This window comes from Cryomorphaceae bacterium (assembly GCA_017798125.1).
Lineage (GTDB): Bacteria > Bacteroidota > Bacteroidia > Flavobacteriales > ECT2AJA-044 > ECT2AJA-044.
Map to the genome: position 1 here is coordinate 2,566,480 of CP059070.1, position 18,963 is coordinate 2,585,442.

21 protein-coding genes are annotated in these 18,963 nt (G+C 50.2%); 6 read left to right on the forward strand and 15 right to left on the reverse strand.

The features are described 5' to 3' along the window. Nucleotides 1–190: 190 nt before the first annotated feature. Nucleotides 191–2,989, forward strand: coding sequence for an excinuclease ABC subunit UvrA (gene uvrA, locus HZ996_11395; protein QTN39719.1), 2,799 nt, complete (start codon nt 191–193; stop codon nt 2,987–2,989). A 14-nt stretch (nt 2,990–3,003) separates the two neighbouring features. Here uvrA and HZ996_11400 read toward each other — a convergent pair whose 3' ends face one another. The 4 genes from HZ996_11400 to HZ996_11415 are packed head-to-tail and all read right to left on the reverse strand — an operon-like array spanning nt 3,004 to nt 5,040. Next, nucleotides 3,004–3,288, reverse strand: coding sequence for a transcriptional regulator (locus tag HZ996_11400; GenBank protein ID QTN39720.1), 285 nt, complete (start codon nt 3,286–3,288; stop codon nt 3,004–3,006). Continuing rightward, complete coding sequence (locus HZ996_11405; protein QTN39721.1) at nt 3,278–3,865, reverse strand: hypothetical protein; 588 nt, start codon at nt 3,863–3,865, stop codon at nt 3,278–3,280. Before HZ996_11405 ends, HZ996_11400 begins: the two co-directional genes overlap by 11 nt. Continuing rightward, nucleotides 3,852–4,541: a DUF1211 domain-containing protein gene (locus HZ996_11410; GenBank protein ID QTN39722.1), complete on the reverse strand. Its 690-nt coding sequence runs from the start codon at nt 4,539–4,541 to the stop codon at nt 3,852–3,854. Before HZ996_11410 ends, HZ996_11405 begins: the two co-directional genes overlap by 14 nt. Beyond that, nucleotides 4,525–5,040, reverse strand: a complete 516-nt coding sequence (locus tag HZ996_11415; GenBank protein QTN39723.1) for a hypothetical protein — start codon at nt 5,038–5,040, stop codon at nt 4,525–4,527. The genes HZ996_11410 and HZ996_11415 overlap by 17 nt, the downstream gene beginning before the upstream one ends. A gap of 99 nt (nt 5,041–5,139) precedes the next feature. Here HZ996_11415 and HZ996_11420 point away from each other — a divergent pair, with 99 nt between their 5' ends. Both HZ996_11420 and HZ996_11425 read left to right on the forward strand, forming a co-directional pair. Continuing rightward, on the forward strand, nt 5,140–5,871 hold the full coding sequence (locus tag HZ996_11420) for a sulfotransferase family protein (GenBank protein QTN39724.1): 732 nt from the start codon (nt 5,140–5,142) through the stop codon (nt 5,869–5,871). Further along, on the forward strand, nt 5,864–6,775 hold the full coding sequence (locus HZ996_11425; GenBank protein QTN39725.1) for an aminotransferase class IV: 912 nt from the start codon (nt 5,864–5,866) through the stop codon (nt 6,773–6,775). Before HZ996_11420 ends, HZ996_11425 begins: the two co-directional genes overlap by 8 nt. Here HZ996_11425 and HZ996_11430 read toward each other — a convergent pair. Further along, complete coding sequence (locus HZ996_11430) at nt 6,772–8,556, reverse strand: ABC transporter ATP-binding protein (GenBank protein QTN39726.1); 1,785 nt, start codon at nt 8,554–8,556, stop codon at nt 6,772–6,774. The genes HZ996_11425 and HZ996_11430 overlap by 4 nt on opposite strands. Next, nucleotides 8,549–9,316 carry a tRNA pseudouridine(38-40) synthase TruA gene (gene truA, locus HZ996_11435; GenBank protein QTN39727.1) on the reverse strand — a complete coding sequence of 256 codons (768 nt, stop codon included), beginning with the start codon at nt 9,314–9,316 and terminating at the stop codon, nt 8,549–8,551. The genes HZ996_11430 and truA overlap by 8 nt, the downstream gene beginning before the upstream one ends. A 43-nt stretch (nt 9,317–9,359) precedes the next feature. Here truA and HZ996_11440 point away from each other — a divergent pair, with 43 nt between their 5' ends. Further along, complete coding sequence (locus HZ996_11440; protein QTN39728.1) at nt 9,360–9,869, forward strand: metallophosphoesterase family protein; 510 nt, start codon at nt 9,360–9,362, stop codon at nt 9,867–9,869. On the opposite strand, the gene HZ996_11445 is transcribed toward HZ996_11440, so the two are convergent. Further along, the gene (locus HZ996_11445; GenBank protein QTN39729.1) at nt 9,866–10,279 is read right to left on the reverse strand and encodes a DUF4293 family protein; all 414 of its coding nucleotides are present in this window, start codon (nt 10,277–10,279) and stop codon (nt 9,866–9,868) included. The two genes, HZ996_11440 and HZ996_11445, sit on opposite strands and share 4 nt — an antisense overlap. Before the next feature lie 211 nt (nt 10,280–10,490). On the opposite strand from HZ996_11445, the gene rho reads away from it, so the two are divergent. Further along, nucleotides 10,491–12,209 carry a transcription termination factor Rho gene (gene rho, locus HZ996_11450; protein QTN39730.1) on the forward strand — a complete coding sequence of 573 codons (1,719 nt, stop codon included), beginning with the start codon at nt 10,491–10,493 and terminating at the stop codon, nt 12,207–12,209. A 107-nt stretch (nt 12,210–12,316) separates the two neighbouring features. On the opposite strand, the gene rimO is transcribed toward rho, so the two are convergent. The 7 genes from rimO to HZ996_11485 all read right to left on the reverse strand — a co-directional run bounded on the left by rimO (nt 12,317) and on the right by HZ996_11485 (nt 17,262). Further along, on the reverse strand, nt 12,317–13,630 hold the full coding sequence (rimO, locus tag HZ996_11455; GenBank protein ID QTN39731.1) for a 30S ribosomal protein S12 methylthiotransferase RimO: 1,314 nt from the start codon (nt 13,628–13,630) through the stop codon (nt 12,317–12,319). A gap of 1 nt (nt 13,631) precedes the next feature. After that, nucleotides 13,632–14,588, reverse strand: coding sequence for a signal recognition particle-docking protein FtsY (gene ftsY, locus HZ996_11460; GenBank protein QTN39732.1), 957 nt, complete (start codon nt 14,586–14,588; stop codon nt 13,632–13,634). Nucleotides 14,589–14,668: 80 nt separating this feature from the next. Next, complete coding sequence (locus HZ996_11465; protein ID QTN39733.1) at nt 14,669–14,818, reverse strand: DUF4295 domain-containing protein; 150 nt, start codon at nt 14,816–14,818, stop codon at nt 14,669–14,671. Between the two features lie 9 nt (nt 14,819–14,827). Then, complete coding sequence (gene rpmG / locus HZ996_11470) at nt 14,828–15,010, reverse strand: 50S ribosomal protein L33 (GenBank protein ID QTN39734.1); 183 nt, start codon at nt 15,008–15,010, stop codon at nt 14,828–14,830. A 58-nt stretch (nt 15,011–15,068) separates the two neighbouring features. Then, nucleotides 15,069–15,641 carry a hypothetical protein gene (locus tag HZ996_11475; protein ID QTN39735.1) on the reverse strand — a complete coding sequence of 191 codons (573 nt, stop codon included), beginning with the start codon at nt 15,639–15,641 and terminating at the stop codon, nt 15,069–15,071. Nucleotides 15,642–15,710: 69 nt separating this feature from the next. Further along, nucleotides 15,711–15,950, reverse strand: a complete 240-nt coding sequence (locus tag HZ996_11480; protein QTN39736.1) for a 50S ribosomal protein L28 — start codon at nt 15,948–15,950, stop codon at nt 15,711–15,713. A 67-nt stretch (nt 15,951–16,017) separates the two neighbouring features. Then, a complete protein-coding gene (locus HZ996_11485) occupies nt 16,018–17,262 on the reverse strand; it encodes a competence/damage-inducible protein A (GenBank protein QTN39737.1) in 1,245 nt (414 codons plus the stop codon). A gap of 42 nt (nt 17,263–17,304) precedes the next feature. On the opposite strand from HZ996_11485, the gene HZ996_11490 reads away from it, so the two are divergent. After that, a complete protein-coding gene (locus tag HZ996_11490) occupies nt 17,305–18,033 on the forward strand; it encodes a DUF4197 domain-containing protein (protein QTN39738.1) in 729 nt (242 codons plus the stop codon). On the opposite strand, the gene HZ996_11495 is transcribed toward HZ996_11490, so the two are convergent. After that, a complete protein-coding gene (locus HZ996_11495) occupies nt 18,030–18,917 on the reverse strand; it encodes a universal stress protein (GenBank protein QTN39739.1) in 888 nt (295 codons plus the stop codon). The two genes, HZ996_11490 and HZ996_11495, sit on opposite strands and share 4 nt — an antisense overlap. Nucleotides 18,918–18,963 lie beyond the last annotated feature (46 nt).

The window sequence follows — 18,963 nt, forward strand, 5'->3', positions numbered from 1 at the left end:
AACAAAAAGTAAACGTGTGGTATAAGCGACTAAAAAGTTAGAATTAAACAAGTACTGATCTCGGAGTCTAAGCATCAAATATAGAATAATTTGGATACAACACAACTTTTATTCCTCTAATTTTGCGCTTCGACTTTCGAAAGAACTCTTCCGAATTACCCGTGTTAGTGCTAAAACCGTACCACTTTTTATGACCGCGGACATCGAATCCTACAACCCCAAAGAGAACATTCTCATTAAAGGGGCTCGGCTACACAACCTCAAGAATATTGACGTGGTCATTCCGCGTAACCGCTTGGTCGTAGTGACGGGACTTTCAGGTTCTGGCAAGTCTTCTCTGGCCTTTGACACCCTGTATGCGGAAGGGCAGCGCCGATACGTAGAAAGTCTCTCGAGCTACGCCCGTCAATTCTTAGGGCGACTCAATAAGCCGGAAGTTGAATACATTAAAGGTATTGCTCCGGCCATCGCTATTGAACAGAAGGTCAATACCCGGAACCCGCGTTCTACGGTAGGCACCAGCACGGAGATTTACGACTACCTCAAACTCCTATACGCGCGCATTGGACGCACCTTCTCCCCTATTAGCGGTCAGGAAGTTCAGCGACACAGCGTCACGGATGTGGTCAATGCCGTGGCTCAAATGAAGGATGGGACGCGGATCATGGTGCTCGCTCCAGTCCAGCTCCATGCTGAGCGGAACACGGAACAACAGTTAAAGGTACTGCAGCAGCAGGGTTTTGCGCGCCTACGGCGCGATAGCGGTGTCGACCGCATTGACGATCTCCTCGAACAAAAGGTGGACATCGACTGGAATTCAACCTACCTCGTCGTGGACCGTTTGGCCGCCCGGGCCGATGACGAAGACACTCAGACCCGCCTCGCGGATTCTGTTCAAACCGCCTTTTACGAAGGAAAAGGCATTTGCATCATTGAAGAAGCCGATGAGCAGAAAAGAACCGAATACAGCAATCGATTCGAACTCGACGGAATGGAGTTCGACGAACCATCCGAACATCTTTTCAGCTTCAACAACCCCTACGGAGCATGTCCCAAGTGCGAGGGTTATGGAAGCATTATAGGTATTGATGAAGATCTCGTAGTCCCAAATAAGGGCCTGAGTATATACGAGGATGCCATCGTGTGTTGGAAAGGAGAGAAAATGCAGGAATACAAGAACGATCTCATCCTGAATGCGGAGCGTTTTGACTTTCCGATTCACCGTCCATACTACGAACTCACTGATGCGCAACGCGAACTGCTCTGGGAAGGCAATGGGCATTTCATGGGCATCAACGCCTTCTTTGAATACTTAGAATCCAAGAGCTACAAGATCCAATACCGCGTCATGCTATCGCGTTATCGCGGCAAAACGCGCTGTACATCGTGTAAGGGAAGACGACTTCGTAAGGAAGCAGGATACGTCCAAGTCGATGGCCACAAAATCACGGACTTGGTCGAGCTACCTATTGGGGAGCTTCAGCCATTGATGGAAAACCTACAGCTCAATGAATACGAGCAAGGCGTGAGTAAGCGAATTCTGATTGAAATCACGAGTCGCCTTCGATTTCTCAATCAAGTGGGCTTGGACTACTTGACCCTGAATCGCCGCTCTTCTACCCTGTCGGGAGGAGAGTCTCAACGAATCAACCTAGCTACATCCTTGGGTTCTTCACTAGTCGGATCCATGTACATCTTGGACGAACCTTCTATTGGTTTGCACAGCAAGGATACCGAGCGCTTGATTGAAGTACTTCAGAGTCTGAGGGATTTGGGCAACACGGTCATTGTGGTGGAGCACGATGAGGACATTATGAAGGCCGCGGACTTGCTTATTGACATCGGCCCGATGGCGGGTACCCTGGGTGGTGAGCTTATTTTCTGGGGAACCCATGAGGAGCTGCTTACAGACCAAATCAGTCTGACGGGACAATACCTCACCGGCAAGCTGGAAATCCCCGTACCAGATGTTCGTCGAAAAGGACGCAATTGGGTGGAGCTCCATGGTGCCCGAGAGAATAACCTTCGAAACATCAATACGAAATTCCCACTTGAAGCACTCACAGTGGTTTCCGGGGTAAGCGGATCGGGAAAAAGTACTTTGATCAAAGACATTCTATACCCGGCTTTGAAGAAGCGCTTAGGGGGATATGCAGGGCGTACGGGCGAATTCGACGGGCTTGGAGGCAGTGTCGATCAATTGAAGGAAATCGAGTTTGTGGATCAGAATCCGATTGGAAAATCGAGCCGGTCCAACCCCGTGACCTATGTCAAGGCTTACGACGAAATCCGCGCACTATATGCCAGTCAGAAGCTGAGCAAGAACCGCGGCTATAAGGCCAAGCACTTCAGCTTCAACGTAGAAGGTGGCCGATGCGACAACTGTGAAGGTGAAGGTGAAGTGCAGATCGAAATGCAGTTCATGGCCGACGTTCACCTCACCTGCGAGGTTTGCAAAGGGCAACGCTTCAAGGATGAGATTCTAGAAGTGAAAGTGGACGGCAAGAATATCTACCAGGTCTTGGAAATGACCATCGATGAAGCCATCGACTTCTTTACCGCCAACAAGCATCAAAAGATTGCTGATAAATTACAGCCGCTTCAAGACGTCGGATTGGGTTATATCCATCTAGGACAAAGCTCTTCGACGCTATCGGGTGGTGAAGCTCAGCGGGTAAAGCTGGCGAGTTTCTTGAGCCGAGGCGGCAACCAAGGACATACCCTCTTCATTTTTGACGAGCCTACCACGGGTTTGCATTTCCACGACATCCTCAAGCTCTTGGATAGCTTCAATGCGCTGATCGCCAAAGGACACAGCATCTTGATCATCGAGCACAATCTAGACATCATTAAATGTGCTGATTGGGTGATTGATCTAGGACCAGAAGGCGGAGTCCGCGGTGGAAACATACTCTTTGAAGGCACCCCCGAAGGATTGGTTGAAAGCGGTGTTGGATTTACCTCCGGGTACCTAGCCGAAAAGCTGTAATTCCGAGCGAGAATCTACTTCTTCAAGTATTTAGAAATTCCCGAAACGTAGGTATCAAAGGCCTTGATGCCTTTTTTGGTCATCGCACATTCCGTTTTCGGGTAATTGTTGACAAAGGACTTAGTCACTTCGATATAGCCCGCCTCACTCAGCTTTTTGATTTGAACGCTGAGGTTTCCCTTGGAGGCCTTCGTTTCCTCCAGAAGGAAATTAAAGTCCGCCTTCTCCACCCCAATCAACAAAGAGATGATGGAGAGCCGAAGCTGATTGTGCAATAAAGGGTCGAGATCAGGCAGCATCGCGCTTGACCTTTAGCTTGAGCATATAACCGGGGATTAAATAGGTGGCCACCATAGACGTAGCAATCAAAAGCAGCTGCACGTCGAAGGGCTGATAAAAGGCAAAGATACCCATCGCCCAGTTGTAAATACCACCCAAAATGAGTGGGGTAAAGCGGATCATACCACCCGAGATAAAGAGCGCCCAGCCCCACAAAAGCATCAAAATGGGATAGACCACTTGCCACCCCAGGCTGGCTCCTTGAATCAGGAGAGCGAACATGACAATGACCATACCGCCCCAGACAAAGCCGGCAACGCGATCCGTATAGGTCGTCACCTGAGCCTTCTTACTGCTTCGATAACCCATGATTCCGGCGATAATGCCACCGGCGGTCATCAAAATCGGCCAAGGGACCCACGCCAGTTCCTCGAGACCAAAGCGAATCAGGACGTAGTGAATGACCGAAGCCAGGGCCACTAAATATCCCCAGAGGAGGTAATGCGAGCTGTTGTCCGTAAATTTGTTTTGAGCGGTTTGGATCATCCCGCCAATTAGACGGAGACTCTCCTCATGTGTTAAGTTATTCTGTTCCATTGGATGTGTTTATTTCTGTTGGTTTCTGTTTTTCACTCCAGACCCCGTGCGCGTAACACAGCGGCCCTAAAATTCCGTAAATCCACCCCGGTGTGGCGATTCGAGCCCCTACTCCACTGACGGCAAAGAGGATGCTGATGAAACCCACTCCGACGAATATGAAGTAGTGGCGCCCCAGGGTAAAGCCTTCATGAGCAAGCAAGGCTTCGCCTTGTGCTTTGGCCCTACGGGCCGATGCGAAGTACATCATCGAGACACACAAAAAGAGTGCGGAGAATCCGATTCCGTACCAGACAAAGACTTCCATGAGCTGATCCATGGTCATTCGCGCGGAGTGCGCGCGGTCGACCCCTAAAAAGCCGTTGATAAAGCTGTTGGCCAGAAACTTCATGGGGTATACATAGTAGAGCACCACAAAGAGCAGGATGAAGTTCCACACCTTGACGGCCGGAATGACTTCGGGAAAACGATCAAAGTATGCGCGGTGCACGTCCCAGATGAGCAGGAGCGCCATGAAACTGACCCCAAAGGCCATGAATCCGCGGAGATTTCCAATAAGGGCGTCGAAGCTCTCGGGCACCTCGAGCGAGACCACGAGTAAGGTGGCCGAGAAGGCGAAGACGGCGTCGCTGAAGGCTTCGAGCCGTGAGGCTCCTGTCTTAATCAGTGGTTTCATCGCGAACAACGGTCATGTCAAACATAGGGTACTCTTGCGGCATGCCTTTCGGACGGAAGTAGCCTTTCTCCACCCAATCGCCGGACGTGGCATTGATTCGGTAGATTACACTGCCGCCCGGAACGTCAAAACCCCATTCGGCCTGGCGGTCACCCGTCACTTTAAAATCGGCAATAACACCCCCTTGGTCAGCCGTAAAGCTGTGCATATGGTAGGCTTGCTCTCGAATGTCGTAATAGATCATACCGACTGCTTCAAAAACTGTTTCGCCGCTTTCGGGATCGGTCCCCTCGCCCTGAATGACGAGCACCGTTTCCCCGGCACCCCAGATGATGTGCTCCTTTTGATTGAAGTTCACTTTAGAGCCAGGACCTTGGCTGGCCCAGCCTGAGCCGTTCCAGTCCCCCACCATCCAAGCGAGGTTCTCTTTGACAGGGTTCTGCGCGGAAGCGCTTATCGCGCCGCAGGCGCACATGAGGATCAACAATATTTTTTTCATGATGGGAAGTATTGATGAAGCAAACATAAACTAGTTTACTTTATAAACCTAATGTTCTTCGAAGAAAATTGTGCAGATTTGGAGCCACACTACGCAACTATGAAGAGAATTTGTCTTTGGTCGGGGCCGCGTAATGTCAGCACAGCTCTGATGTACAGCTTTGCGCAACGGCCCGATACCCAGGTCATTGACGAGCCCTTGTACGGGCCCTATCTGGTCCGCACGGGCGTCGACCATCCCGGGCGTGAAGAGCTTCTGGAAGAACTGGACCTCGAAGTAGACTCCTGCCTGAATCGATTTGTCTCTACCCGATACGACCGGCCCGTGCTCTTTGTCAAGAACATGGCGCATCATCTGGAGGGCATCGAAGATCACGGTTTTCTGCGCGAGCTGCAGAACATCTTTTTGATCCGCGATCCAGAACAGATGCTACCCACGCTTATCAAGCAGATCCCCCACCCTACGCTATTGGACACGGCCTATGAACGGCAGCATCAACTGTACTCGGAATTGGTAAGGGAGGGACATGATCCCTTGGTCATAGATTCGCGAGAGCTGCTGGTCAATCCAGAAGCCATACTTGAACAGGTCTGTGAACGTCTCGGCATTCCCTATACTGCGCGCATGCTTCAATGGCCTGCTGGACCTCGGCCCGAAGATGGGGCTTGGGCACCTCATTGGTACCACAATCTGCACACGAGCACCGGTTTTCAACCCTATAAGCACAAGACGGAACCCTTTCCCGAATTCTTGCATGCCCTATTGCACGAATGTCAACCTCATTACGACGCACTCTACAAACACGCACTAAAAGCTCCGAATCATGACTGATCACATTGCACTCCCCGATGAACGTAACCGAGAACTCCTCATTTGGATTGACGGTATGCTTTACCCTCGTGACGAAGCCAAAATCTCTGTCTTTGACAGCGTGGTACAAGGAGGTGATGCCGTTTGGGAAGGTCTGCGCGTGTACAATGGCCGCATCTTCAAGCTGGAAGAGCATTTGGACCGCATGATGAACAGTGCACACACTTTGGCTTTTGAAGGCATTCCGAGTAAAGATGAGATTCGGAAAGCGGTACGTGAGACCCTGAAGGCCAATGGTATGACGGATGAAACGCATATTCGCCTGACCCTTACGCGCGGCCGCAAGGTGACCAGCGGGATGAGTCCCCATTGGAATAAGTACGGTTGCTCACTCATCGTCCTGGCGGAATGGAAGAAAAAGATCTTTGACGGCAAGATGCTGCGACTCATCACTTCGAGCATTCGCCGAAACCCACCGATGTGCGTGGATTCAAAGATTCACCACAACAACCTCATCAACAACATACTCGCCAAAATCGAGGCGAATGTGGCTGGTGTAGACGACGCCGTTATGCTGGACCTCTACGGCTTTGCTTCAGAGACCAACGCCATGAATCTCTTTGTGGTCAAGAACGGTGAACTGCTCACTCCCTTTGCCGACGCCTGCTTGCCCGGCATTACCCGCGCAACGCTCTTGCGCATTGCTGCCGAAAGAGGGTTTCCGCACCGAGAGAAAAATTTGAGCATTACGGAATTGTATACGGCCGATGAGTGCTTTACCACCGGCTCCATGGGAGAGCTAAGCCCCGTTGGAGAAATTGATGGTCGCATCATTGGCAATGGTGAACGAGGGCCCGTTACGGTTCAGTTTCAAGAGTGGTACACCGAACTCACCGCCCGTGAAGGGGTATCTATAGAAGCTTAATCTACTGTCGGGGCCTCATTCTCGAACTGAAGCTCATAGAGCTCCTTGTACTTGCCGTCGAGCTTGAGGAGTTCTTGGTGGTTTCCGCGTTCCACAATCTGACCTTTTTCTAGAACCAAGATTTGATCGGCCTTCTGAATGGTCGCCAAACGGTGGGCAATGACAATGCTTGTTCGGTTCTCCGTTAGCTTGTCGATGGCGTTCTGGATGAGCTGTTCGGTATGCGTATCTACAGAGCTTGTCGCTTCATCCAGGATTAGGATGCTGGGCTCGCTGACATAGGCCCGGAGGAAGGAGATCAATTGGCGTTGGCCCGCAGAGAGCATTCCCCCACGCTCCCGGACATTATAATCGTATCGGCCGGGAAGGCTGTCGATGAATTCATCCACGCCGATGATTCGTGCTGCTTCTTCTATCTTTTCAAGAGGAATGTCCTCGTTGAGCGTAATGTTGTTGTAGATGGAATCGCTGAAGAGAAAGACGTCCTGAAGAACTACGGCGATGTGCGAACGCAGATTTTCCAGCTCCACCTCGTGAATATTGGTTCCATCCACCGTGATGCTACCGCCTTGGATTTCATAGAAACGACTGAGCAGGTTGATGATGGAGGTCTTTCCGGCACCGGTAGCACCGACTAAGGCCAAAGTCTGCCCTTCCTTGACTTCAAAGGAAATGCCCTTGAGCACGGGCTCGTCTTCGTTGTAGCCAAAAACCACATTCTGGAAGTCGATGTTGCCGCGAACATCATCGAGCCGCAGGCTCCCCTCATTAGGAATCTGAAAATCGGTGTCCAATACTTTAAAGACGCGGTCGCTTGAAACCATCCCCATTTGCAGGGTGTTGAAGCGGTCGGCGAGTTGGCGGATGGGTCGGAACATCATGCTTACGAAGAGGATGAAGGCAATCAAGTCCCCGAGGGTCACGCCGTCCTCTAGGGCCGCGTGCAGTCCACCCCACCAGACGATCAATCCGATGGAAATGGCGGAGCTGATTTCGACCACGGGCAAGAAAATACTGAAGTGCCAGATGGAGCGGATGTTGGCCTTCATGTGCTCGCGGTTGATGTCTTGGAATTTCTCGAATTCCTGGTCCTCTCGTCCGAAGATCTGGACGATTTTCATGCCGGTTAGATGCTCTTGGACAAAGGCATTCAATTTGGCGACTTGTGTTCGGACATCGCTAAAGGCCTTTTTGATGGCCTTCTGGAAAAGTCGGGCCGCAAAGATCAACAGAGGCATTACCGCCAATGCCAACAGGGCCAGACGCCAATTGTAGACGAACATAGTGATCAAGACCACGGTCAACTTGAAGAGGTCTCCGAAAATGACAATGATCCCCTGAGAAAAGATATTCGCAATGGTCTCGATATCGCTAACCGCTCGGGTCACTAGGGTTCCGATCGGGGTCTGATCAAAGTACTTCATCTTGAATTGCAGGATGTGGCGGTAGAGCTGCATCCTCATGTCCTTAATGATGTTTTGACCGAGCCAATTGGTGATGAAGATGGAACTGAACTGCACCAGACTTTCCACAATCAGAATGCCGATCATGATCAGGATCATGTACAGCAGCCATTGCGGATCGGGTTCGCCTTCCGTGGGAGCCACATAGTGGTCAATGGTATATTGAATCAGAATAGGCCGCGAAGTCGAAAGGACCGAGATGAATAGGGTCAGGAACAAACCGAGGTAAAAGCGACCACGGTAGGGAGCTGCGTAGCTTAAAATACGTCTCAAAAGCCCGAGGTCAAAGGCTTTTCCGGTTACTTGAGAATCACTCATGTGGGGCGGCAAATTCGGGCGGGTACGCCACGTCAATTAAGTATAAACCCGATGCAGGGGCAGATGTTCCGGCCGCGGTTCGATCCTTCTTTTCGATGGTTTCCCGAAGCTGGTCCAAGGTACGTTTTCCCTGGCCGACTTCCACAAGCGTCCCGACCACCGCACGGACCATATTGCGCAAGAAGCGATCAGCCCTAATGGTGAAGACCAAGAGGTTTTCGCGCTGTTCAAAATACGCTTCATCGATGCGGCAATTGAAGGTATGGACATCACTATTGGTCCGCGAAAAGCTTTCGAAATCCGTGTACTCCTTGAGGATGTCGGCTCCGGCTTGCATTGCGTCAATGTCCAGAGGACCGTGCCAGTACCATGCCCGATCAGTTAGAAAAGGATCTTTTCGCGAGGTCATCCAATACTCATATGCCCTTGAGGTGGCGTCAAAGCGCGCATGAGCACCTCGGCCCTCTCGGCCAATCTCCGGCCCTAAGGGCCAGATCTTCTGGATGGCGATGCTGTCAGGTAAAAATCGGTTCCAACGGTAGACTAAGTTTTCCGGTAGTTCCTCCGCATCGAAATGAGCCATCATCATTCGAGCGTGCACTCCCGTATCCGTTCTCCCCGCCCCTACGATTTCCACTTGTGTGCCGAGCAACTGCGTCAGACTCTCGGTCAATTGACCCTGAACAGTCTTGGCATTAGGTTGAACCTGCCATCCGTGAAAGGCGCTGCCGTGGTAGCTGAGTTGAACGAAGTAACGCAAAGGAGGGTTGTTTTGAGTACGTTTGCAAAGGTATCAATCCCCTATGAAAAGAATCGGACTCCTATCGGACACCCATGGACATGTTGATGATCGCATGCTTGAACTGCTGGGTGAGTGCGATGAAATCTGGCACGCCGGTGATATCGGTCCCATTCGCGTTACCGATGAGTTGGAAAAGGTCGCTCCAGTGCGCGCCGTGTTTGGCAATATCGATGATCAAATCGTTCGGCGCACCTGGCCCCTGCACGATCGCTTTCACTGCGAAGATGTAGAGGTGTGGATGACGCATATCGGAGGATATCCCAAACGGTACAGCAGAGAGGTACGAGATGAAATCCGGGCCAATCCGCCCAAGCTATTCATAACTGGTCACAGCCACATTCTAAAAGTGATGTACGATAAAGACTTGGAGCTTCTTCACATGAATCCCGGCGCAGCGGGAATACACGGTTTCCACAAAATAAGAACCATGCTCCGCTTTACCATTGACGGTGCGGACATTAAAGACTTGGAGGTGATTGAGCTTGGGAAACGCGGCTCTGGGAAGGCTTAACGCAATCGGTCTAGAGAGCGAACCAGTTCCTCATCGGCCATGATCCCTCGATTTGCCAAAAAGAGCAATATCACGTTCAGGATGGGAATGGTTGCTCCCCAGTACATATGAGCATTACCGTCCTGGATCTGAGGAATGTGGAAATAGGCGAAGTAAGCCGCTCCACCAAAGAGCAACAGGTTATAAAAGGTATTGATTCGGTTGATGTTGACTTGTGCCTTACGGTTTTGGTACATGGCAATTCCCACCATATACAAAACCACGACAACTATTAATAAGGTCGTAATGATTGGGTTCTGTGCCAATTTAACAGGCTCTCCATCAACTTCGAAAAAGGTTCCAAGGAAACCCACAGAGATGGTCCAGAGAATTCCGGCAATCAAGTATATCGTTTGTACGCGTTGTAACATTCTAGGTTGTTTGGAGTCGCAAAAATAGGACATTTTAAGGGGCTAGTCGCCGATTCTTTTATTGAGAACTTCGCTCATATCGAGGAAATCTTTGTATACTTGCAACATCTACGAAGCATTCTGCTTCACACTACTTCCTGTTTTACACTAGATCAGTACGATTGAAACGAGCGAATCCACCCGGATTCCCATATTACTTAACAAACATTCCATGTACGACATTCTGGAATTAAAGGAGATGAAACTCCCTGAATTGCAAGACATTGCAAAAGAACTTAACGTCAAAGGCCTTTCCAAGCTCAAAAAAATGGATCTCATCTATGAGATACTGGATGTTCAAGCGGAAAGCCCAGCTAAAGTGAAGGCTGCTGCGAGCGATGCCAAAGCGGAAGCGCCAAAAGCTGAAGAAAAAGGCAGTGACGACAAGCCGAAAAACGAACGCCAAAACAACCGAGGTCGCCGCCACAACAACGGCCAAGACCAAAAAGGCGAAGGCGAAGGCAACGACAAACAAGACAACAACCGCCGCGGACGCAATCAAAAGCAGAACGACGGAGACAAACGCGAGAAAGGCGAAGGCCGCGACAATAAGCGACAAAAGCGCGACAACAACCGCGATGAAAAGCGCGACAACAATCGCGATGAAAAGCGTGACAACAATCGCGATGAAAAGCGCGACAACAATCGCCAAAACAACAACCGCAACCGCAACAACGGGAACGGAAACGGAAACGGAAACGGAAACGATCGCGGAAACAACAATCCGAACCAACGTCAACAGCAGCAAAAGAAGAAAGAAGAAGAAATCGAATTCGACGGTATCATTAGCGCCGAAGGCGTATTGGAAATGATGCCTGATGGCTATGGTTTCTTGCGCTCTTCCGATTACAACTACTTGAGCTCACCGGACGATATCTACTTGTCGCAAAGCCAAATTAAACTCTTCGGCCTCAAGACTGGAGACACCGTAGTCGGACAAGTTCGCCCGCCGAAAGAAGGAGAGAAATTCTTCCCCTTGGTGAAGATCGAGAAGATCAACGGACGCGATCCAAGCTATGTGCGTGATCGTGTGGCCTTTGAGCATTTGACTCCCCTCTTCCCAGATGAAAAGTTCAACTTGACCGGAGGTCACAAACCATCTGTCAGCAACCGAATTATTGATCTGTTCAGCCCAATCGGAAAGGGACAGCGTGGCTTGATCGTGGCTCAACCGAAAACAGGTAAGACCATGTTGATGAAGGAAATCGCCAATGCGATTGCCGACAATCATCCAGAAGTTTACCAATTGGTTTTGCTGATCGACGAGCGCCCTGAAGAAGTCACCGATATGGCCCGCAGCGTAAAAGGAGAAGTTATTGCTTCGACCTTCGATGAGCCTGCAGACCGCCATGTACGTGTAGCCAACATCGTTCTACAAAAAGCAAAAGCACTTGTGGAGTGTGGACACGACGTAGTCATCCTCTTGGATTCCATTACGCGATTGGCCCGCGCTTATAACACCGTTCAGCCGGCCTCAGGAAAGGTTCTTTCCGGTGGTGTGGACGCGAACGCCCTGCACAAGCCAAAACGCTTCTTTGGAGCGGCCCGGAATATTGAAGGTGGCGGTTCCTTGACCATCATTGCGACAGCGTTGATTGACACCGGCTCCAAAATGGACGAGGTCATCTTCGAAGAGTTCAAGGGTACCGGTAACATGGAAATGCAACTCGACCGCAAGATTGCGAACAAGCGCGTCTTCCCAGCCATCGACTTGGTGGCCTCGAGCACGCGTCGCGAAGACTTGCTTTTGGACGATGCCGTACTCCAGCGTTTGTGGATCCTCCGCAAGCACTTGAGCGACATGAACCCAGTCGAAGCCATGGAATTCCTACGCGATCGCTTGGTTCGCACCGAGTCGAACGAAGAGTTCTTGATCTCGATGAACGGCTAAGCCGAATCAGAAAAACATCGCGCCGTAGGCGCATAGAAAAGAAAATCCCGCCTCATGTGAAGCGGGATTTTTTTGTGGCCCTACGGGCCGATGTATGTCTTCAAGGGTCAGCTCACGACCTCGCCATAGAGATCGAAGTCCAAAGCCTCTGTGATACGTACCTGAGCGAAATCGCCGATACGCACGTAATGCTCGCGGGCGTCGACCAGTACTTCATTGTCAACGTCGGGTGAATCAAACTCGGTGCGGCCAATGAACCAGTCGCCTTCCTTGCGGTCAAAAAGCACGCGGAAGGTCTGCCCCACCAAGGCGGCATTCTTCTCTGCCGAAATTTGCTGCTGCACCTCCATGATCTGGGCTGCGCGATCTTCCTTGACCTCTTGGGGAACATCGTCCTCGAGCAAGAAAGCATGCGTGTTTTCTTCATGGCTGTAGGTGAAAACTCCAAGGCGCTCGAATCGCTGATCGGCGACCCACTGCTTCATGATTTCAAAATCTTCCTCTGTCTCGCCCGGATATCCACAAATGAGGGTGGTGCGGATCGCCATACCCGGCACCTTGGCTCGGAATGCATCCAAAAGACGATTCGTTTTTTCCATGGTGGTTCCACGGCGCATGGACTTCAAGACGGGATCGCTGATGTGCTGAAGAGGAATATCGATGTAGTTGCAGACCTTCGGTTCTTCGCGAATAACGTCGAGCACATCCTCAGGAAATCCGGTTGGGAAGGCGTAGTGCAAGCGAATCCACTCGACACCTTCAACTCCAGCTAGCGCCTTGAGCAATTCGGCCAAGCGACGCTCTTTGTAGAGGTCTAAGCCGTAATACGTCAGATCCTGGGCAATCAAGATCAATTCTTTTACCCCTCCAGCCGCCAAGTGCTCGGCTTCTTTGACCAAGTCTTCAATGGGCTTGCTCACATGCTTTCCGCGCATCAAGGGAATGGCGCAGAATGAGCAGGGACGGTCGCAACCTTCGGCAATCTTCAAATAGGCAAAATGGGTCGGGGTGGTCGTCAGGCGCTCGCCAACGAGCTCGTGCTTGTAATCTGCTCCAAGGGCCTTGAGCAATCGGGGCAGATCGCGTGTTCCGAAGTACTCGTCCACATTGGGGATTTCTTTCTCGAGGTCCGGCTTATACCGCTCGCTGAGACAGCCCGTCACAAAAACCTTATCGATCAGTCCTTCTTCCTTGCGCTTGGCGTGGTGGAGAATGGTGTTGACCGATTCTTCCTTAGCGTTGTCGATGAAGCCGCAGGTATTGATCACCACAATGTTCCCTTCTTCCTTAGGATCCTCATGGCGAACATCCATTTCGTTGGCTTTGAGTTGCCCCATCAGGACTTCACTGTCGTAGAGGTTCTTGGAGCAACCAAGAGTTACAACATTGATGGTGTTTTTATGAAGTTGCTTGGTACGCATCTTATTGCTTGAAGAATGAATCGACGAATTCAAACTTGTTGAAGACCTGTAGGTCTTCGACCTTCTCTCCTACACCGATGTACTTAACGGGAATCTTGAATTCATCACTGATACCAATGACAACTCCGCCTTTTGCTGTTCCGTCCAGCTTGGTAATGGCCAGGGCATTGACTTCCGTCGCCTTGGTAAACTGACGTGCCTGTTCTACGGCGTTCTGCCCTGTAGAACCATCGAGCACTAAGAGTACTTCGTGAGGCGCATCCGGAATGAGCTTTTGCATCACATTGCGGACTTTAGAAAGCTCGTTCATCAGACCAATTTTGTTGTGCAGGCGCCCGGCGGTATCAATGAGGGCCACATCGGCCTCTTGAGAGAGGGCGGACTGTAAGGTATCGTAGGCTACTGAAGCGGGATCTGAACCCATCTTTTGCTTGACAATCGGAACATCAACACGATCGGCCCAAACATTGAGCTGATCAATGGCCGCAGCACGAAAGGTATCTCCTGCTCCCAGAACCACTTTCAAGCCTTTGTCTTTAAACTGCTTGGCCAATTTCCCAATGGTCGTAGTCTTGCCCACGCCATTGACCCCTACGACCATAATGACAAAAGGCTTGACTCCTTCCGGAACCGCAATTTCGGTGTACTCTTCCCCTTCACTTTCTGCCAACAAACCTGCAATCTCCTCTCGGAGGATTTGATTCAGCTCATCGGTGCCGAGGTATTTGTCTTTGGCCACGCGTTCCTCGATGCGTTCGATGACTTTTAAGGTGGTGGTGACTCCAACGTCTGAGGTTACCAGGACTTCCTCCAAGTTGTCGAGTACTTCATCGTCGACCTTGGATTTTCCAGCAACAGCTCGCGAAAGCTTTGAAAAGACACTCTCTTTGGACTTTTCCAGTCCCTTGTCAAGGGTTTCTTTCTTTTCGTTGGAGAAAATGCGTTTGAATAAACTCATAGCGATTGAAATTCAGGCAAATATCCCAAAAAAAAAGCCACCTACGGAAGTAGATGGCTCTGATCGTTCATGGCTTCAACTTACTTGTTGAAGAAGTCGTTTACTTGGTCCTTAGTTACCATTTCCTCTTGGAAGGAATACGTTCCTTTATCGGACTTCACCATCTTCACTACTTTGGTGTAGTTTTTAGAGGCGCCACTCTGCAGGGTTGCAACGGTTTTCTTAGCCATAGTTCTTTATTATTTGATTTCGCGGTGAACAGTCATCCGCTTCAAAATCGGGTTGTATTTCTTCAACTCCAAACGATCTGGAGTGTTCTTCTTATTCTTGGTAGAGATGTAGCGTGACGTTCCTGGCATACCACTCTCTTTGTGCTCTGTGCACTCGAGAATTACTTGAACGCGATTTCCTTTCTTCGCCATGATCCTTTCTTTTTGAGGAGTGCAAAGATAGACATTTAATAAAAACTACACCAAGTAGTTAGAAGTTTTTCTCGTACAATTCAAGCAACAAGGAAAAGCCCGGAACCTGCAGCTCCTGCTTGACAATCCCGTCATTTTCATTGATGTACACGTAGCTCGAATCTGTTGTGCCTATTTCCGCAGAAGCCACAACATCCACCACAAACGTACCGGCGGGAACGGTAACCTCCACATCCACTTGACTTACCACGTTCACTACCGTGTCATTTTCAATGACCTCTTGCCATGTATCGCCTATGGCTGCATCCTTTTTATACACCTTGGACGCGTCCAACTCCGAACCTTGTAGGCCGTATTCATACAGCCAGGTGCCGTCTGTATACAAGGTGCTGGGCTGCGTTATCCCAGCGGCTTGAAGAACCATCTGATAGCGATCGTTCGCTTCACTGGTGATCTTTAACGTGGAAGACGTGTCCAGGACCGTACCGTCAAAAGTGGTTACATATCGACTTTCGTGACCCACGGCCACAAAAGGGAAGGCTTCCATCTGACTATTTCCGGAGTCTGGTTGCTCCTTGGAACAGGCTAAAAGACTTATGCCTGCCAAAGCAAAGATTAGGTGTCGTTTCATGATTGTGTGGCAATAAAAAAAGGCCGTTCCGGTTGGGAACGACCTAAATGTAAGCAATTTAGCGAAGGGTTACTTGGTCAAGTAACCTTTTTCGCGTGCTTCTTTAACCACGGCAGTGATGCCCTTTTTGTTGATGTTTTTCAACGCTGATGTTGAAACACGAAGGGTCAACCACTTGTCCTCTTCTGGCAAGTAAAAACGCTTGCGTACCAAATTCACTTTGAATTGGCGCTTAGTCTTCTTATTGGAGAAGGAAACGTGGTTTCCTGATAATGCTTTCTTTCCGGTCAGTTCACAAACTCTAGACATGATCCTCGAATATTAAAATTCCCTTTCGAAAATTGGAGTGCAAATTACGGGATAATTTCACAGATTTTCAAGCCGACTCTAAAATTTCTCGACGCAAGCTGGCCAAGCCTGCATTGACGCTCAAGTGGACGTTAAGCTTACGCTTGGTACCAAATAAGAATTGCTTGCTCCACGTGCGCTGAGGGCCCGCGACCGCAATCCAAACAGTCCCGACAGGTTTCTCCTCTGATCCCCCGTCCGGGCCAGCAATTCCACTGGTGGCAATTCCATAATCCGTTCCCATTCGATCCCGTACACCACGAGCCATTTGTTCCACAACCTCTTCACTGACCGCTCCGTGCTCCTCAATCGAGACCGAATCAACCCCTAGCTGCGCAATCTTCACGGCATTGCTATAGGCCACTACACCGCCAATCACATAGGCGGAGCTGCCGGGAATACTCGTCAAGGCAGCTGCAATAGCGCCTCCGGTACAACTTTCAGCTGTAGCCACGGTCTGATCGCGTTTGATCAGTTCTAGCCCCACTACTTCTTCCAGGGTCTGCGTTCCCTCACCGAAGATGTACTTTCCAACGACTTCTTGTAATCCTTGAACCTGCTCGTCAATTAATGCTGCCAACTGATCCCGGTCTGTACCGCGAGCGCTCAGGCGCAGTCGGACGCGGCCCGCATTGGGCAAGTAAGCTAACTTGATCGCCTCGGGCAACGCCGATTCCCATGTTTCGAGCTTGGCGGCCAAGATACTCTCCGGTAAACCGGCAGTCAATATGGTTCGATGGACAATTTCCGGGGTATTAAAGCGCTCAACCGTCCAAGGCAGCACACTGTGTGTAAACATGGCCTTCATTTCATACGGAACACCAGGCATACTGACGACCACGTAGTCCTCACGATCAAACCACATGCCCGGTGCCGTTCCTTCGTGATTGCGGATCACTTGAGCCGCCTCAGGCACATTGGCCTGAGCCCGGTTCAATTCGGTAATCTCCCTTCCTTTGGCCCGAAACAGTTTGTTGATATCCTCAAATACTTCCTCTCGGAACGTCTCTGGACTCTCAAAATATTCACCGAGCGTATTCTTGGTCAGATCATCATTCGTCGGGCCTAACCCTCCCGTAATCAGAATCAACTGAGCACGCGTTCTCGCCTCGTCGACGGCGTGTTTGATGGCCTCGGGAGCATCCGAAATAGAAGTGACTTGAACGACGTCAACGCCAATTTCATTGAGTCGTTGTGCCATCCAAGCACTGTTTGTATCCACAATTTGGCCGATGAGAATTTCATCTCCAATCGTAATGATTTCGGATTTCATAGCGTTTACTTACTTTCGACAAATCTACAGATTGTTCACGCTATGAAACTCCTCTCCTCCTCCTTTGTTCTCAGCGTCACGCTGAGCCTATTAACCTCGTGCGAAGGCACTGCTCAGCTTCCGGACTTCAACAACCCCATCGGTGGGCCCAGCAGTCAAATCATTACCCAATCGGATATGGTAGACGGCCTCAAGGAAGCCCTGAATGTGGGCATCCAAAACGCCGTAACCGAAGCTTCAAAAACCAACGGTTTTCTTAACGACAGTAAGCTGCGCATCCCCTTCCCGCCGGAAGCGACTAAAGTGGAAAATAAAATGCGCCAACTCGGGTTGAGCACCCAGGCCGATCAGTTTGTGGAAACGCTGAACGCGGCGGCAAGTGAAGCGAGCAAGAAGGCCGCGCCCATTTTTGTGGATGCCATCACACGAATGACCATTCAGGATGCCCAAGGTATTTTGACCAGTGACAACCATGAGGCCGCTACCGAGTATTTGGAGCAGCAAACGCGTAGTCAACTCTACAACGCTTTTAAGCCCGATGTACACGAGGCCATCGAATCTGTCGGTGTAACTTCAGCTTGGGAGCCCATCGTAACGAAGTACAATGCGCTGCCCTTGACGGAAGACGTCAATCCGGATTTGGATGACTACGTCACACAGAAAACCTTAGACGGACTCTTTCTCTTGGTCGCTCAGGAAGAAAAAAAGATCCGTGAAAACCCCGAAGCGAGGGTCACGGATCTCTTGAAAAAAGTTTTCGGCAATATTTAAACGCCCATGCCCCCAGGCCCTAAGGTGTGTGTCAGTTGCTTGGGTCGAATGGACAAAACCGGCACAGGGCTGAAGTAGATAATTTTCTGTGCCAATGACCCCACGAAGAACTCTGATACCTTAGTTTCTTCTTGCGTCATAATCACAAACAGGTCTCCTTTCTTTTCCACCGCATAGTGAATCAATGCGGAAGCGAAGGACTCATCTCCAATTCGCTTGATAAAGTCCGAATTCACCTGAACGCCCTCCTTTTCGATAAAATCATGCACTTGGCGCATGTTGGCTTTTAAGTGCTTGACTACAAAATCATCATTAGTGTCCACAACTGAAACGGCGTGAATGGTAGAGCCGTACAGCTTTGCTAGACTGATGGCGTGCCCGACTTTTTGTTTGGTCTCCTTGGTCAAATCCAGGGGCAAAATGATGTTCTTGATGCCAATCTCGTGGTCCCCTCCTTTGATGGTGATCACCGGACGTTGTGCACTGGAAACTACACGCAATGCATTGGATCCAATGAAGCGCTTGCGTATCCCTTTTGGAGCACCGTTGGTTCCCATAATGATGATGTCCGCACTCTCTTCTTCTGCCACGGTACGGACCATTTCATAGGGAGTCCCTTCTTCGATGCGCGTTTCAATCTCCACACCACGACCGCTGTACTGCGCAGCTAAAGAGCTTAATTTTTCCTCAATTTTCTGGCGCACGAGTTGATTCTCGCCATCCTGATCCAAAAAATTGCTCCACAAACTGGTCGGTTCCGTTACGGTCAACAGCAGGATACGCCCTCCCGTATGCTTGGCAAAACTGACCGCCTGATCAACAGCGGAAAGCGATTGAGGAGAGAAGCCCGTCGGAACAATGATCAAAGGATTTTCGTAGGTCATACTTTCTGCAGAATTTTAAGCTAAATTAGAATTCTTCGTTCACATA

Excerpts from the sequence above, each read along its gene's own strand:
- uvrA (QTN39719.1), top strand. The coding sequence starts at position 191 with ATGACCGCGGACATCGAATCCTACAACCCCAAAGAGAACATTCTCATT.
- HZ996_11400 (QTN39720.1), bottom strand. The coding sequence starts at position 3,288 with ATGCTGCCTGATCTCGACCCTTTATTGCACAATCAGCTTCGGCTCTCC.
- HZ996_11405 (QTN39721.1), bottom strand. The coding sequence starts at position 3,865 with ATGGAACAGAATAACTTAACACATGAGGAGAGTCTCCGTCTAATTGGC.
- HZ996_11410 (QTN39722.1), bottom strand. The coding sequence starts at position 4,541 with ATGAAACCACTGATTAAGACAGGAGCCTCACGGCTCGAAGCCTTCAGC.
- HZ996_11415 (QTN39723.1), bottom strand. The coding sequence starts at position 5,040 with ATGAAAAAAATATTGTTGATCCTCATGTGCGCCTGCGGCGCGATAAGC.
- HZ996_11420 (QTN39724.1), top strand. The coding sequence starts at position 5,140 with ATGAAGAGAATTTGTCTTTGGTCGGGGCCGCGTAATGTCAGCACAGCT.
- HZ996_11425 (QTN39725.1), top strand. The coding sequence starts at position 5,864 with ATGACTGATCACATTGCACTCCCCGATGAACGTAACCGAGAACTCCTC.
- HZ996_11430 (QTN39726.1), bottom strand. The coding sequence starts at position 8,556 with ATGAGTGATTCTCAAGTAACCGGAAAAGCCTTTGACCTCGGGCTTTTG.
- HZ996_11440 (QTN39728.1), top strand. The coding sequence starts at position 9,360 with ATGAAAAGAATCGGACTCCTATCGGACACCCATGGACATGTTGATGAT.
- HZ996_11445 (QTN39729.1), bottom strand. The coding sequence starts at position 10,279 with ATGTTACAACGCGTACAAACGATATACTTGATTGCCGGAATTCTCTGG.
- rho (QTN39730.1), top strand. The coding sequence starts at position 10,491 with ATGTACGACATTCTGGAATTAAAGGAGATGAAACTCCCTGAATTGCAA.
- rimO (QTN39731.1), bottom strand. The coding sequence starts at position 13,630 with ATGCGTACCAAGCAACTTCATAAAAACACCATCAATGTTGTAACTCTT.
- ftsY (QTN39732.1), bottom strand. The coding sequence starts at position 14,588 with ATGAGTTTATTCAAACGCATTTTCTCCAACGAAAAGAAAGAAACCCTT.
- HZ996_11465 (QTN39733.1), bottom strand. The coding sequence starts at position 14,818 with ATGGCTAAGAAAACCGTTGCAACCCTGCAGAGTGGCGCCTCTAAAAAC.
- rpmG (QTN39734.1), bottom strand. The coding sequence starts at position 15,010 with ATGGCGAAGAAAGGAAATCGCGTTCAAGTAATTCTCGAGTGCACAGAG.
- HZ996_11475 (QTN39735.1), bottom strand. The coding sequence starts at position 15,641 with ATGAAACGACACCTAATCTTTGCTTTGGCAGGCATAAGTCTTTTAGCC.
- HZ996_11480 (QTN39736.1), bottom strand. The coding sequence starts at position 15,950 with ATGTCTAGAGTTTGTGAACTGACCGGAAAGAAAGCATTATCAGGAAAC.
- HZ996_11485 (QTN39737.1), bottom strand. The coding sequence starts at position 17,262 with ATGAAATCCGAAATCATTACGATTGGAGATGAAATTCTCATCGGCCAA.
- HZ996_11490 (QTN39738.1), top strand. The coding sequence starts at position 17,305 with ATGAAACTCCTCTCCTCCTCCTTTGTTCTCAGCGTCACGCTGAGCCTA.
- HZ996_11495 (QTN39739.1), bottom strand. The coding sequence starts at position 18,917 with ATGACCTACGAAAATCCTTTGATCATTGTTCCGACGGGCTTCTCTCCT.